The organism is Kribbella sp. NPDC003557 (assembly GCF_040610805.1).
In the GTDB taxonomy this organism is placed as follows: domain Bacteria; phylum Actinomycetota; class Actinomycetes; order Propionibacteriales; family Kribbellaceae; genus Kribbella.
This window is the reverse complement of the sequence record NZ_JBEXMY010000013.1, coordinates 113,841-127,424: the sequence shown is the minus strand read 5'-3', so window position 1 is coordinate 127,424 and position 13,584 is coordinate 113,841. Positions and strand designations below refer to the sequence as shown.

General features: G+C 69.8%; 12 protein-coding genes. 1 reads left to right on the top strand and 11 read right to left on the bottom strand.

Translation table 11 applies throughout. The annotated features are described in order from the left end of the window. Nucleotides 1-14: 14 nt before the first annotated feature. The 4 genes from ABZW60_RS38905 to ABZW60_RS38890 all read right to left on the bottom strand — a co-directional run bounded on the left by ABZW60_RS38905 (nucleotide 15) and on the right by ABZW60_RS38890 (nucleotide 5,866). Nucleotides 15-2,120 carry a DUF6351 family protein gene (locus ABZW60_RS38905; protein WP_355485673.1) on the bottom strand — a complete coding sequence of 702 codons (2,106 nt, stop codon included), beginning with the start codon at nucleotides 2,118-2,120 and terminating at the stop codon, nucleotides 15-17. A 130-nt stretch (nucleotides 2,121-2,250) separates the two neighbouring features. Beyond that, nucleotides 2,251-3,804: an FAD-dependent oxidoreductase gene (locus ABZW60_RS38900; RefSeq protein ID WP_355485672.1), complete on the bottom strand. Its 1,554-nt coding sequence runs from the start codon at nucleotides 3,802-3,804 to the stop codon at nucleotides 2,251-2,253. Between the two features lie 4 nt (nucleotides 3,805-3,808). Then, entirely contained in the window at nucleotides 3,809-4,843 is a 1,035-nt protein-coding gene (locus ABZW60_RS38895) for a LacI family DNA-binding transcriptional regulator (protein ID WP_355485671.1), read from the bottom strand. A 36-nt stretch (nucleotides 4,844-4,879) separates the two neighbouring features. Next, nucleotides 4,880-5,866 (bottom strand): methyltransferase domain-containing protein, encoded by a 987-nt coding sequence (locus tag ABZW60_RS38890; protein WP_355485670.1) that lies wholly within the window; start codon nucleotides 5,864-5,866, stop codon nucleotides 4,880-4,882. Nucleotides 5,867-6,164: 298 nt separating this feature from the next. Here ABZW60_RS38890 and ABZW60_RS38885 point away from each other — a divergent pair, with 298 nt between their 5' ends. Then, complete coding sequence (locus ABZW60_RS38885; RefSeq protein ID WP_355485669.1) at nucleotides 6,165-7,181, top strand: alpha/beta hydrolase family protein; 1,017 nt, start codon at nucleotides 6,165-6,167, stop codon at nucleotides 7,179-7,181. Here the strand turns inward: ABZW60_RS38885 and ABZW60_RS38880 are convergent. The 7 genes from ABZW60_RS38880 to ABZW60_RS38850 all read right to left on the bottom strand — a co-directional run bounded on the left by ABZW60_RS38880 (nucleotide 7,172) and on the right by ABZW60_RS38850 (nucleotide 13,570). Continuing rightward, nucleotides 7,172-7,603 (bottom strand): DUF2550 domain-containing protein, encoded by a 432-nt coding sequence (locus tag ABZW60_RS38880; RefSeq protein ID WP_355485668.1) that lies wholly within the window; start codon nucleotides 7,601-7,603, stop codon nucleotides 7,172-7,174. The two genes, ABZW60_RS38885 and ABZW60_RS38880, sit on opposite strands and share 10 nt — an antisense overlap. A gap of 88 nt (nucleotides 7,604-7,691) precedes the next feature. Next, nucleotides 7,692-8,093 carry a F0F1 ATP synthase subunit epsilon gene (locus tag ABZW60_RS38875; protein ID WP_355485667.1) on the bottom strand — a complete coding sequence of 134 codons (402 nt, stop codon included), beginning with the start codon at nucleotides 8,091-8,093 and terminating at the stop codon, nucleotides 7,692-7,694. A 1-nt stretch (nucleotide 8,094) separates the two neighbouring features. Next, the gene (gene atpD, locus ABZW60_RS38870) at nucleotides 8,095-9,549 is read right to left on the bottom strand and encodes a F0F1 ATP synthase subunit beta (protein WP_355485666.1); all 1,455 of its coding nucleotides are present in this window, start codon (nucleotides 9,547-9,549) and stop codon (nucleotides 8,095-8,097) included. 5 nt (nucleotides 9,550-9,554) lie between these two features. Further along, nucleotides 9,555-10,466, bottom strand: a complete 912-nt coding sequence (locus tag ABZW60_RS38865) for a F0F1 ATP synthase subunit gamma (protein WP_355485665.1) — start codon at nucleotides 10,464-10,466, stop codon at nucleotides 9,555-9,557. A 6-nt stretch (nucleotides 10,467-10,472) separates the two neighbouring features. After that, nucleotides 10,473-12,110: a F0F1 ATP synthase subunit alpha gene (atpA, locus tag ABZW60_RS38860; protein WP_355485664.1), complete on the bottom strand. Its 1,638-nt coding sequence runs from the start codon at nucleotides 12,108-12,110 to the stop codon at nucleotides 10,473-10,475. Between the two features lie 90 nt (nucleotides 12,111-12,200). Beyond that, nucleotides 12,201-12,998: a F0F1 ATP synthase subunit delta gene (locus tag ABZW60_RS38855; RefSeq protein WP_355485663.1), complete on the bottom strand. Its 798-nt coding sequence runs from the start codon at nucleotides 12,996-12,998 to the stop codon at nucleotides 12,201-12,203. Next, nucleotides 12,998-13,570 (bottom strand): F0F1 ATP synthase subunit B, encoded by a 573-nt coding sequence (locus tag ABZW60_RS38850; protein WP_355485662.1) that lies wholly within the window; start codon nucleotides 13,568-13,570, stop codon nucleotides 12,998-13,000. The genes ABZW60_RS38855 and ABZW60_RS38850 overlap by 1 nt, the downstream gene beginning before the upstream one ends. Between the last annotated feature and the right edge of the window lie 14 nt (nucleotides 13,571-13,584).

Genomic DNA, 13,584 nt, shown 5'->3' with positions numbered 1-13,584 from the left:
AGCCCGCTACCGCTTCAGAAACTGATCCACGTCCCAGCCAACGGCTGCTGACCGATGCCCAGCTTCGACCAGTCGCAGACCCCGTCGGGGAAGATCGCCCGCAGCTTCTGCCACTGCGCGTCGGTGAACCGCGGGTACTGCGACCGTACGGGCGTCCGCAGCTCGCACTTGATCACGTCCGCCGCCACCCCGGCCCCGGCCACCTCCCGCGGGAACGACGCCGACGGGAACAGCTTCTCGCAGCGCGACGCCGGGTCGCGGTTCAACGGCTGCGCGACGAACTCCGTGGACGACGGAACCCGGCATCCCTCGACCAGCCCGGACGGCCGCGCCGCGACGATCTTGTCGATCCGCGGCCGCGACGTGGTGTCGGCGGTCAGCTGGGTCAGCCAGCGGTCCATCTCGTCGACGGCGTGCTGCAGCATCGGGCTCGCGGTGCTGAACAGCCCGTACGTCGCGTCCTCGAGCAGGCTGACCTGGTTGGCCGCCGTACCGTTCGCCTTCTGCAGCCGGGCGCGCATCGAGAACGTGTGATACCGGACATGGATGTCGCCGTACGACTGGGTGTCGTAGTGCGCCCGGTAGTCGATGATCGGCACGTCCTTCAGCCCGCCCCCGCCGTTCGTCAGCCGCCCGGTCCGGTACGCCGCGCGCACCGCCTGCGGATCCGCCGCGGTCCGCGACGGCACCAGGTTGGCGTCCGCGTCGAACCCGCCGACGTGCTCGTTCAGGTCGAGGAACTGCGCGGGCGTGATCCCCCCGGACTTCAGCACCTTCAGCCCGTACTGCACGCCGACGTTGTCGAGCGGCCGCCGCGCGAACCCGCTCGACGGGTCCGCGCCGTACGCGTTGATCGTGTGGTCGAAGACGTCGCAGCGCGCACCCTGCGCATTCGTCACCGGGTCGTAGCGCTGCTCGGCGGGGAGATGGGTGCAGTTGCTCCGCGGGTCGATCCGGTTCGCACTCACCGCCATACTCGGCAGCGTCGCGTACGTCTGGAAGCCGGCCACCCGGCGCTTCTGCTCCTGCGTCCACGCGAGACCGGACGTGCCGAAGTACGAGTCCAGCAGCCACGAGTCGCTGATGAACGAGACCGTGCCGAACCCGACCTCCGGGAACGAGCAGCCGACGACGATACCGTCGAAGATGCCCGGGTAGTTGTCGGTGATCTGGTGCGCCTGGTACGAGCCGCCCGAGCAGCCGAAGCCGATCGTGAAGTCGGGCCGGCCGTAGTGCTCGACGAACAACTCCTTCGTCGTCATCGCGGACTCGGCCGCGGTCAGGTCGTTACAGTTCTGGCCGAAGACGTTCAGCGACGAGGACAGCAGCGCGTACCCGCGACCGAGCAGGAACGCGTCGGTGACGCCGCCGGTCGTCGTGCCGGAGCGGTACCACCCGCCGGCGCAGCCGCCGCCGAGCGTGAAGACCGCCCGCCCGTTCCAGCTCGACGACCGCCGGGTCGGGGTCGGCGCGGCCTCGCCCAGCGGGTCGTGCAGCATGCTGGTCTGGACCACGGCCCGGTTCGCGCTGCCGGTCTCCATCCGCACGATGAACGGGTCACCGGCGTCGGTCTTCGCGAGATCCGCCGGGTACGCCGTGGCGCCGGCAGGCCACTTCACGAACTGGCCGGCGGCGGTCCGGTAGAAGTAGTCGACCCGTGGCGCGACCGTGCAGTCCGCGTCCAGCGGGGCGCCGAGCGTGCCGCCGATCACCGGGATCGTGAACTTCGCGGTCTCGCACAGGAACGGCTGCTCGTGCGGCCCCGAGAACACCGGCCCCTGCCGGGGATGGTTCCGCACGTCCAGCGTCGTACGACGTCCGTCGGCCTCGGCGCGCAGAACGTTCGAGCCGGGCAGCAACCCTTTGACCAGTCCGGTCACGCCGGTGCCGTCCGGGGCGAACGCCGACGACACGTCCGCGCCGTTCAGCGTCACCCGGACCGGCTCGTCCGCGTCGGGGACCGCGACGTGGACGAGCGCGTCGCCACCGGTCACCATGTCCGGGCGGCCGGACAGGATCTCCAGCTTGACGTCCCGCGACGCCACGGCCGGAACCACCGGAACCACGAGGGCAGCGGCCATCAGCGCCGCGGCGAGCCGGACCGCTCGGGAACGAATCACGAGTCCTCCTAGCGGTCCCCAGATCCACTGTGAGTACCGGCGCCGAGTCACCGACGGCCGACACCCAGCCTCCGCTGTCCGCACCGGAACCGTCAACCGCTGTCGGCGCGCCCGACCCCGCATCGGCGGTTCAGTCGCGATGGGTGCGGATCTCTTCCGGCCAGGCGATCCGGGTGCCCAGCTTGTCGGTGAGGAGTCGCTGGTAGTCGGCCAGGTGGGTGGGGTCGTTGCGGACCTTGCGTGGTGACAGGCCTTCGGTCAGGCAGAAACCGACCAGTGCGCCGACCGCCTCGCCGATACTCCACTCGACCGGATGGAGGCGGTAACAACCGTTGGTGACGTGCGTGGTCCCGATGTTCTTGTTCGCCGGGAGCAGGTTGCCGACGCGGACCGGGATCAGCGCGCCGAGCGGGATCTGGAACGGGTACGCCTCGATGTCGACGTAGCTGCGGCCCGCCGTACTCGGATGCAGGTCGATCCGGTACCGGCCGAGCCCGACGGTGTCCGCGAACACCTCACTGCCCGCGCCGGCCGGCCGTGCCTCGACGCCGACATGCTGCTCCAGCACCGTGAACTCGGACTGGATCCGGCGGGCTTCCCGGATGTACGGCGTCTTGGCGAGGCCGTCCGCCGTGCCGGTGACGTCCGGGCGCAGCCGCAGTCCGGGGTAGCCGCCCTCGGTCTGCATCCAGTACAGGAACGACAGCGACAGGTCCCGGCTCGCGGCGAGGGCCTTGTCCCGATCCGGTCCGCCGAGCAGCGGCTGCTCCCAGTAGTCGAGCTGCGGCCAGTTCACCACCGTGACGTCCGGGATCACCTTGTCGACAAAGTTGCTGCTGGCAAGGATCTGCCGGTAGCGCCAGAGCGAGAACGGCGCCTGCTTCGACGGGTTCGCGTCCAGCAGCTTCCACTCCCGCTGCTCCAGCGTCACCGGGACGACGTCGGTCCAGGACAACTGCGATCCCGGCCAGAACGGCGCGACCGTGTCCCGCCAGTGCTCGTACCCGGCCGGCCGGTCGATCGTGTGGTCCTCCCCCGCCCGGTGCTCCAGCGCGAAACACCACGAGAACGCCTGCTGATCCAGCGGATTCGCGACCTCCGGCGCGTGCAGCTCGCCGGTCTGGTCACGGCCCTCCGCGCCGATCACGTGCTCCACGTCCGCCAGCTCCAGCAGGTCGCCGAGCTCGGTGGCATCCACGACGTACGCCGCAGTCACCGTCAGCTCGGCCCCGGCGCCCCGCAGCGTCACGGCCTCGATCTCGTCGCCGTTCGAGGCGGCCGCGACCGGCTCGTGCTCCATCAAGACAGTCAACTGTCCGGAGGCACGCCACGGTGCGAGCATCTCCTCCAGCACAGCTGCGGCGACCCGCGGCTCGTGGCAGAAACGGCTGACGACCCCGAGGCCCGGATCGAGCAGCGGGTCGCCGGCCGCCTCGGATGTCAGCGGGTAGTTGCGGCGGTAGTAGTCCCGGATCCGGCGGCGGAGTTCGGCGTACCCGCTGGGGGCGTACTGCTCGATCCACGGGTGCTCGTCCGGCGGCACGAGCTGGCTGGTGAGCTGACCGCCCAGCCAGTCGGTCGATTCGGTCAGGACCACGCGGCGCCCCAACCGCACCGCGGTGAGCGCGGCCGCGACCCCGCCGAGTCCGCCGCCGACCACCAGCACATCGGTTTCGAGTTCCACCGGTTCACTCCCTCGTACTTGTGTCAGCCGGCGGGTCGGCGACGGTTTCGCCGGCCACCAGCTCACAGGCCACCAGTTGGCTGACGGGTTCCGCGTCCGGGTTCTCGACCCGTGCCACGAGTGCGTCGATCGCGATCCGGCCGATCTCCTTGCGCGGAATCACCAGGCAGTCCCAGCGGTGCCCGGGCTCGTCGCCGGACCCCTCCAGGACCGCCACCGACACGTCCGCCGGAACGCTCAGCCCGCGCTCGGCCAGCCGGCGTCGCAGGTCCTCGGCCTGGGCGATGTTCTCGGCGACGACCGCGGTCTCGGGGCCTGCCGCCAGCTCGTCGAGCCACTCGTCCGTCAGCCCGGGCTCGCCGCGGAACCCGGGCGAGCGGTCCTGCAGGCCGAGGCGTTCGACGGCGGCGCGATAGCCGGCGCGGCGATCGACGTACGCCTCCTGCTCGATGTCGGAGCGCAGGTAGGCGAGGTGACGATGCCCGCGGCCGGCCAGCGACGTGACGATCCGGTCGGCCGCCGACACGTAGTCCGGCACGATGCACGGGATCTCCGCGCCCGGCACCTCGCGGCGGCCGATGTGCACGAACAGGTAGCCGTCGTGCCACAGCCGGGCCAGCTCCTCGCGATCGGTCGCGGCGCCGAGCAGGACGGTGCCGTCGGCGAGGTTCAGCCGATTGGTGCCGTCGCGGTAGATCCGGCGCCGCCCGTCGCTCGTGCCCGTCGAGGTGAACAGCACCAGGTCGTACCCGATCTCCTCGGCGCGCTCCTCGATCCCGAGCAGGAACTCGAAGTAGAAGTCCTCGCGGGCGTGCGGGAACACAGCCTCGAAGGTGTGCACGCCGAGCAGCCGGTTGCGCTTGTTCCGCAGGTTCCGCGCGGCGGCGTTCGGCACGTACCCGAGCTCCTTGACCGCGGCCAGGATCCGGTCCCGGGTCTCCACCGGGATCCGGTCGACGTCCCCACTGACCACCCGCGACACCGCAGACTGCGAAACCCCGGCCAGCCGGGCGACGTCGGACTGCCTCGGAGCCGTCATCCTCACCTCTGTTCATACGTATGAGCAGCCAGGAACCTACGCGATCTCTTCCGGAGAAGCAACGACGATCACCGGATGTTGCCCGGCGACCGCGATCTCGTGGCGCGCGTGGAGCCGCCACCCGCGGGCAAGGTGGTCCGCCTGGTCCGGCATCAGGATGGCGACCAGCAGCCCGTCGAGTGTCCGTCGCCAGGTGCGGAGGTGCGGCGCGAGGTCACCGATGTGGACGCGCCGGTTCCAGGGTGGGTTGGTGATGATGCGGTCGGTGGGCGTCCTGAGGTGCTTGCTGTCCTTGCACGTCCAGGTCATGTCCCGGCCGGCGGCGTTGGTCCGGGCCGCGTGGATCGCTGCCGGATCGCGGTCAACACCGAAGAATCGCGCGGACGGTTCCAGCAGTTGTGCTTCGAGCAGCACCGTTCCGGCACCGCAGAACGGATCGAGTACGGCGTGCCCGGGCGTCAGGTCCGCGAGGCGTGCCATCGCGGCCGCGACCGGCGGATGCAGACTGCCCGGCACCGTCCGCTGCCGCCACGCCCGCCGGTGCAGCGGTACGTCGTACGGCCGCATCCCGACCCAGAGCGTCTTGCCGTCCAGCACGACCCGCCACTCGACCCGCTGATCCGGCGGGACCTGTCCGTGCCGTCGCGAGTGGTACCGCCCGCCGCCCAGCCGCGCGATCCGCTCCCCCACCAGATCCTCGACGTCGAACCGGTTGAAGTTCCGCACGCCCTGGAACGACGCCGAGACCGCGAACGCGCCACGCTCCGCCGGCACCGACCGCACCGCCGCCTGCACCGCGCCGTCCAGCCCCGACCTCGCGCGTCCGGGGTCCGGGACGGCTCCGCACACCACGAACAGATCGTCGGCCACCCGCGGCGGCCGGTCCACCAGGTCCGGTGACGCCTCGACGACCACCTGCCGCTTGGACACCTCGACCACCCGGTGCCCCGCCGCCGCAACCTCCTCGGCGGCCAGCCACTCCAACCCCGCAACAACCCGCACCAGAACCAGTGCAGAAGACATGAAGAATCTCCCGGTAGGCACCCGGGAGCGACCAGCCGGCCACTCCCGCCTCACCGGTCAAGGGCGAACGCCGCACAAGGACCAGCGGGAGCTAGGCCAGTCGGAAGAAGAAGCTCTTCATACCGGCGATGATGGCAAACCGGCGCGCACCGTGCCCACCGAATTACCGACCGTTCGCCGCAGATCCCGGACCACCGATCGACCGGGCGGACCGCGGTCTTGAGCCGCCGGCGTGGATGGTTTCGACTCGGGTCGTCGCTGTGAGCAGGAATCCGTACCCGCCCTCCGGAGGTTGCTCGTGCCCGTCGATCTGTCCCGTCTCGGCCGGCGCGCGCTGCTGGTCAGCGCCCTGGTCCTCGCACTCTCCCCTCTCACTCCCACCCAGGCGGCCCCACCGGCCCAGACATCCGGCGCGATCGCGACGACCCAGGCTGCGCCACGCGGCGCCGAAGTCGTCGCCGTCCGGCAGGTCGCGGACAGGTTGACCGACCTGACCGTGCGTTCCGAGGCGCTCGGCGGCCGCACCGTCAACGTCCGGCTGCTGACACCGGACGGCTGGAATCCCGCCGACCGCCGCCAGCACTGGCCGACGTTCTGGCTCCTGCACGGCTGCTGCGGGGACTACACCTCCTGGTCCGGCACGGACATCGCCACGATCCCGAGCCTGCGCAAGGTCCTTGTCGTGATGCCCGAAGCCGGCTGGAACGGCTGGTACAGCGACTGGTGGAACTACGGCGCGGGCGGCGACCCGGCCTGGGAGACCTTCCACACCGTCGAACTGGCGCACCTGCTCGAACACGGCTGGGGCGCGAGCTCGAACCGCGTCGTCGCCGGCCTCTCGATGGGCGGCCAGGGCGCGCTCCTGTACGCCGCCCGCCACCCCGGCATGTTCCGCGCGGCCGCGGCGTACTCCGGCTCGGCCCACCCGCTGCTGAACGACGAGTCGATCAACCGGATCAAGGGCTTCTTCGCCGGCCAGGGCAACGACCCGCTCCGGGTCTGGGGAGACCCCGTCGCCCAGCGCGGGATCTGGGAGGCGCACGATCCGTACTACCTGGCGCACCGGCTCAAGTCGCTACCGGTGTACCTGTCCTGCGGCGACGGCACGGCCGGCCCGCTCGACCCGCCCGGGAAGACGGACGCGCTGGAGGCGGACTTCAACCGCCAGAACCACGCCCTGGCCGCCGAACTCGAACGGGTCGGCGCGAAACACCTGACCACGAACTTCTACGGACCGGGGACCCATGCGTGGGCCTACTGGCAGCGCGAGCTGCACGCCTCGCTGCCGATGCTGCTGCAGGCCCTTCAGAGATAGGTCTGCGTGCTCGGTGGCGCCGACTCCATCCACGCCAGGACGCCGGTCAGGGCTTCCTCGGTCATGGCGAAGTGGACGGTGCGGTCGCGGAGCTCGGCGTCGACGATGACGTGGCCGGCATAGGTGACCAGCGGTTCGTTGCCCATCGGGCGGCGGGTGGTGACACCTTCGAGCTGGCGGCGGTTGACGACGAGCTTCGGCCACCAGGCCAGGCTGAAGACCCGGAACCACTGCAGGTCGTCGCCGACGTAGCGGGCCAGGCCGAGCGCCCAGCCGCGGCCGTGCTCCTTCTGCGCGAGTTGCAGGCTGCAATCAAAAGTTCCGCCGTCCCTGGACAACCAGCGACGGCGGAACGCGACAAGCACGATGAACAGCACGGCGGCAAGCAGACAGACCCCGACGACATCGAGGACTATCCGCATACCTTGCGACCCCATTTCCGGTGCCCGACCCCGGGCACCCCGGAGAACCGTACTGCTGTGACTCGATATTCGATTATGGCAGGTGCGATCAGGACGTCTGTTCGGCGGCCCGAACTCTGGCCTCGGCGAGTCGCACCTCGTCGGCGTCGGCGTCGGCCAGACCGGCCGCCAGCGCCTGCTCGAGCTCGCGGCGAGCCTCTTCCAGGTCGATGTCGTGACCCATCTCGGCGTTCTCGGCCAGGATCGAGACCCGGTCGTTGGCCACCGAGATGAACCCGTCCGGCGCGGCCGCGACGAAGTACTCGTCGTCGACGGTCCGCACCTGGACGGTGCCGCCCTGCAACAGGCCCAGCAGCGGCGCATGGCCGGGCAGGATGCCGACGTCACCGTCCGTGGTCCGGGCGATCACGATCTTGGCCTGGCCCTGCCACACGGTCCGCTCGGCCGCGACCAGCGCGACCTCGAGGTGCTTGGCAGAATCGTCGGCCATCTCAGTTTTCCTTCTGCAGCTCGGCCCACTTGCGCTCGACGTCCTCGAGCGAACCGACGTTGAAGAACGCCTGCTCGGCGATGTGGTCGCACTCGCCCTCGGTGATCTTCTTGAAGGACTCGATGGTGTCCTTCAGCGGCACGGTGGAGCCCGGGATGTTGGTGAACTTCTCCGCCATGTAGGTGTTCTGCGAGAGGAACTGCTCGATCCGGCGCGCCCGCGCGACGGTGATCTTGTCCTCTTCGGAGAGCTCGTCGACACCGAGGATGGCGATGATGTCCTGCAGTTCCTTGTTCTTCTGCAGGATCTGCTTCACCCGGACGGCCACGTCGTAGTGCTCCTGGCCGATGTACTGCGGGTCGAGGATCCGCGACGTCGAGGTCAGCGGGTCGACGGCCGGGTACAGACCACGCGACGCGATGTCACGCGAGAGCTCGGTGGTCGCGTCCAGGTGCGCGAACGTGGTGGCCGGCGCCGGGTCGGTGTAGTCGTCGGCGGGCACGTAGATCGCCTGCATCGAGGTGATCGAGTGACCGCGGGTCGACGTGATCCGCTCCTGCAGCACGCCCATCTCGTCGGCCAGGTTCGGCTGGTAACCGACGGCGCTCGGCATCCGGCCGAGCAGCGTGGAGACCTCGGAACCGGCCTGCGTGAACCGGAAGATGTTGTCGATGAACAGCAGCACGTCCTGCTGCTTGACGTCGCGGAAGTACTCCGCCATCGTCAGCGCCGACAGCGCGACCCGCAGGCGCGTGCCCGGCGGCTCGTCCATCTGGCCGAACACCAGCGCGGTGTCCTTGAAGACGCCGGCCTCTTCCATCTCGTTGATGAGGTCGTTGCCCTCACGGGTCCGCTCGCCCACGCCGGCGAACACCGACGTACCACCGAAGTTGTGGGCGATCCGGTAGATCATCTCCTGGATCAGAACGGTCTTGCCGACACCCGCACCGCCGAACAGGCCGATCTTTCCACCCTGCACGTACGGCGTGAGCAGGTCGAGCACCTTGATGCCGGTCTCCAGCATCTCGGTCTTCGACTCGAGCTGGTCGAAGGCCGGCGCCTTGCGGTGGATCGGCCAGCGCTCGGCGATCTCGAACTCGGACTCGTCCTGGTTCAGGCACTTGCCGGTCACGGACCACACGCGGCCCTTGGTGACGTCACCGACCGGGACGGAGATCGCCGCGCCGGTGTCGCGCACCTCGGCGCCGCGGACCAGGCCGTCGGTCGGCTTCATCGAGATCGCCCGGACGATGTTGTCGCCGACGTGCAGCGCCACCTCGAGGGTGATCGTCTGGGTGGTGTCGCCCAGGGTGATGTCCACCTCGAGCGCGTTGTAGATGTCGGGCATCGCGTCGGCCGCGAACTCGACGTCGACGACCGGGCCGATCACCCGGGCGACGCGACCGACGCCGGTGGCGCCCGCCTCGTTGTTCTTCTCGGTAACCGTGGCAGTCATCTCTCTCACTCGCTCCCGGCGTTCGCGTCGGCCAGCGCGCTGGCGCCACCGACGATCTCGCTGATTTCCTGGGTAATTTGCGCCTGGCGGGCCTGGTTCAGGTCCCGGGTCAGGCTCTCGATCAGGTCCTGCGCGTTGTCCGTCGCGGACTTCATCGCACGCTGCCGGTTGGCCAGCTCGGAGGCGGCCGCCTGCAGCATGCACCAGTGGATCCGGCTGGCGACGTACTTCGGCAGCAGCCCGTCGAGCACGTCCTCCGCGGAGGGCTCGAACTCGTACAGCGGCAGCACGTCGTCCGGCGCCGGCGCCTCCTCGCCCTCGACGACCTCCAGCGGCAGCAGCCGGATCACGTCGGCCCGCTGGGTCAGCATCGACACGAACCGGGTGAAGACGATGTGGATCTCGTCCACGCCGCCCTCCTCGGTCGGGGTCAGGAAGGCCTCGATCAGCGCGTCGGCGATCTCCCGGGCCCGGGCGAAGCTCGGGTTGTCGGAGTCACCGGACCACGACTGCGCGACCTCGCGCTGGCGGAAGGTGTAGTACGCGATGCCCTTGCGGCCGCTGAGGTAAGGAACGATCTCCTTCTCGTCCTCGCGCAGCAGCTGGTTCAGCCGCTCCCCTTCGCGGATCACGTTGGACGAGTACGCCCCGGCCTGACCGCGGTCCGAGGTGATCAGCAGCACCGCGGCACGCCGCGGGTTCTCCTTCTCGGTGGTCAGCGGGTGGTCGACGTTCGAGAACGTCGCCACCGCCGACACGGCACGGGTGAGCTCACGCGCGTACGGACCGGCCGCCGCGGCGCGTTGCTGCGCCTTGACGATCCGGGACGCCGCGATGAGCTCCATCGCGCGGGTGAGCTTCTTGATCGTCGTGACCGAGGCCTTCCGGTCGCGAAGCTCCCGCAGGTTGGCTGGCACGGTGGATCAGCCCCGCTTCTGCTTGACGATCTGCTCCTGGTCGACGTCCGCCTCGTCCATCGCCTCGGCCTGCGCCTCGGTGCCGAGCAGCGTGCCCTCGGAGGTCTGGAACGTCGGCTTGAACGCCGTCAGCGCGTCCGTGACGGCCTGCGCCTCGTCGTCGCCGAACAGCCCGGACTCGCGGATCGCGTCGAGCACCTTGCTCTCCCGGCGCAGGTAGTCCAGGAAGTCCCGCTCGAAGCGCAGAACGTCGTTCACCGGGACGTCGTCGAACTTGCCCGTCGTGCCGGACCAGATGGAGACGATCTGCTCCTCCACCGGGTACGGCGAGTACTGCGGCTGGCGGAGCAGCTGCACGAGCCGCTGACCGCGGTCCAGCTGACGGCGCGAGGTGGCGTCCAGGTCGGAGGCGAACATCGCGAACGCCTCCATCGCACGGAACTGCGCGAGGTCGATCTTCAGCGAGCCGGACACGTTCTTCATGCCCTTGACCTGCGCGGCGCCACCGACCCGGGACACCGAGATACCGACGTCGATGGCCGGCCGGATGTTCGCGTTGAACAGGTCGGACTGCAGGAAGATCTGCCCGTCGGTGATCGAGATGACGTTGGTCGGGATGAACGCCGAGACGTCGTTGGCCTTGGTCTCGATGATCGGCAGACCGGTCATCGAGCCGGCGCCGAGCTCGTCGGACAGCTTCGCGCAACGCTCGAGCAGACGGCTGTGCAGGTAGAAGACGTCACCCGGGTACGCCTCGCGGCCCGGCGGGCGGCGCAGCAGCAGCGACATCGCGCGGTACGCCTCGGCCTGCTTGGTCAGGTCGTCGAAGACGATCAGGACGTGCTTGCCCTGGTACATCCAGTGCTGGCCGATCGCCGAGCCGGTGTACGGCGCGACGTACTTGAAGCCGGCCGGGTCGGACGCCGGGGACGCGACGATGGTGGTGTACTCCATCGCGCCGGCCTCTTCGAGCGCACCGCGCACGGACGCGATCGTCGAGCCCTTCTGGCCGATCGCGACGTAGATGCAGCGGACCTGCTTCTTCGGGTCGCCGGACTCCCAGTTCGCCTTCTGGTTGATGATCGTGTCGACCGCGATCGCCGTCTTACCGGTCTTGCGGTCGCCGATGATCAGCTCGCGCTGACCGCGGCCGACCGGGATCATGCCGTCGATGGCCTTGATACCGGTCTGCAGCGGCTCGCGGACCTCCTGGCGGTCCATCACGCCGGCCGCCTGCAGCTCCAGCGCGCGCTCGCCCTCGATGTTCTGGATCTCGCCCAGGCCGTCGATCGGCTTGCCCAGCGGGTCGACCACGCGGCCGAGGTAGCCCTCGCCGACCGGCACCGACAGGATCCGGCCGGTCCGGCGGACCTGCTGGCCTTCCTCGATGCCGTCGTACTCACCGAGGATGACGACACCGATGTCGCGGACGTCCAGGTTCAGCGCGATGCCCTGGGTGCCGTTCTCGAACTCGAGCAGCTCGTTGGTCATCGCCGAGGGCAGCCCCTCGACGTGCGCGATGCCGTCACCGGCGTCGACGACGGTGCCGACCTCTTCGGCCGTGGTGTCGGCCGGTTGGTACTCGGTGACGAACCGATCCAGGGCGTCCCGGATCTCCTCCGGCCTGATCGTGAGCTCAGCCATTGTGTTTCCTGCTTCCTTGACCCTTGCTGGCCTGTTGTGGCTCTAAAGGCTTTCCCGACCCTTAGCGCCGCTTATGTCGTTAAGGGGCGTTCAGCCCGCGATGCGCCGTTGCGCGTCGTCGAGCCTGGCCGCGATGGTTCCGTCGATCACTTCGTCGCCGATGTCCACCCGCACGCCACCGACCACGTTCGGGTCGACGATGACGTTCAGCTGGATGTCCCGGCCGTACTGCCGTCCGAGCGCCGCCGCGAGCCGGGTGCGCTCCGCCTCGGTCAGGTCGGTGGCGACCCGCACGGTCGCGATGCTGGCGTTCCGCCGGGCCGCCGCGGCGACCTGGTAGGACCGCATCGACGCCGCGAAGCTGCGGCCCCGGCCGTCCACGGCCCGCTCGGCGAGCCGCACCGTGGTGCCGTCGGCCTTGCCCCGCAGCAGTCCGCCGAGGAGCTCCTGGCGATGCTCGACCGGGATCACCCGGTCGCCCAGCTTGTCGGCCAGGCCGCGCTCGGCCGCGACCACGCGGTCCAGCCGGAACAGCTCGTCCTCGACCTCGTCCAGCTTCCGCCGGGTGTCGGCGTAGGCCACCTCGGCCTCGACGCTGAGCCGGTCCAGGGCGTCACCGAGGTCGCGTCCGCTGACCCAGCGACCGGACACCGCGGCGGACAGGATCTCCAGCGCCTGGGCGGAGATCTTGCCGCCGAACAGCTGCCCGACGAGCCCGGTCTTGGTCTCGGCCGACCGCGCCGGGTCGGTCAGGGCGCGCCGGAGCGCGCCGTTGCCGTCCAGCAGCTTCGCGATCGAGAACAGCTCGCTGCCCAGGCCCTCGGCCGGGGCCGCACCCGCCAGGGCCTGCTCGGCCCGGGCGAGTGACTCGTTCGACGCGCCGCGCATCAGCTGTCCGTTCCGACAGCCTGACGAGCGGACTCCGAGGATTCCAGCTCGGCCAGGAACCGCTCGACGGTCCGGCGCTGCCGGGCCTCGTCCTCGAGCGACTCACCGACGATCCGGCCGGCCAGCGTGGTCGCCATCGTGCCCACCTCGCTGCGCAGCGAGGCAACCGCCTGCGCCCGCTCGGCGTCAATCTGGGCCCGCGCGTGCGTGACGATCCGCTCGGCCTCGGCGTTCGCCTGCTCACGCATCTCCGCGATGATCACCGCACCCTGCTCACGGGCGTCCTCGCGGATCTTCGCAGCCTCCTGCCGGGCCTCGGCCAGCTGCGCGTTGTACTTCTCCAAAGCCGCCTTCGCCTCGGCCTGGGCCGCCTTGGCCTCGTTCATCCCGCCTTCGATCGCCGCGGTCCGATCGGCATAAGCCTTCTCGAACTTCGGTACGACGACCTTGGCGAAGGCGATGGCCAAGAGGACCAGGAAGACGAAACCGAAGATGATCTCGGCGGTGTGCGGCAGCAGCGGGTTGACTTCCTCGCCGGCCGCCTCGCTGAGCGGTAGCACCAACGTCGTCATGTCTGCGTCCTGTC

Bases quoted from the DNA above. Each gene is read 5' to 3' on its own strand.
- ABZW60_RS38895 (WP_355485671.1), bottom strand. From the start codon at position 4,843: ATGACGGCTCCGAGGCAGTCCGACGTCGCCCGGCTGGCCGGGGTTTCG.
- ABZW60_RS38890 (WP_355485670.1), bottom strand. From the start codon at position 5,866: ATGTCTTCTGCACTGGTTCTGGTGCGGGTTGTTGCGGGGTTGGAGTGG.
- ABZW60_RS38880 (WP_355485668.1), bottom strand. From the start codon at position 7,603: ATGCGGATAGTCCTCGATGTCGTCGGGGTCTGTCTGCTTGCCGCCGTG.
- ABZW60_RS38875 (WP_355485667.1), bottom strand. From the start codon at position 8,093: ATGGCCGACGATTCTGCCAAGCACCTCGAGGTCGCGCTGGTCGCGGCC.
- atpD (WP_355485666.1), bottom strand. From the start codon at position 9,549: ATGACTGCCACGGTTACCGAGAAGAACAACGAGGCGGGCGCCACCGGC.
- atpA (WP_355485664.1), bottom strand. From the start codon at position 12,110: ATGGCTGAGCTCACGATCAGGCCGGAGGAGATCCGGGACGCCCTGGAT.
- ABZW60_RS38855 (WP_355485663.1), bottom strand. From the start codon at position 12,998: ATGCGCGGCGCGTCGAACGAGTCACTCGCCCGGGCCGAGCAGGCCCTG.
- ABZW60_RS38850 (WP_355485662.1), bottom strand. From the start codon at position 13,570: ATGACGACGTTGGTGCTACCGCTCAGCGAGGCGGCCGGCGAGGAAGTC.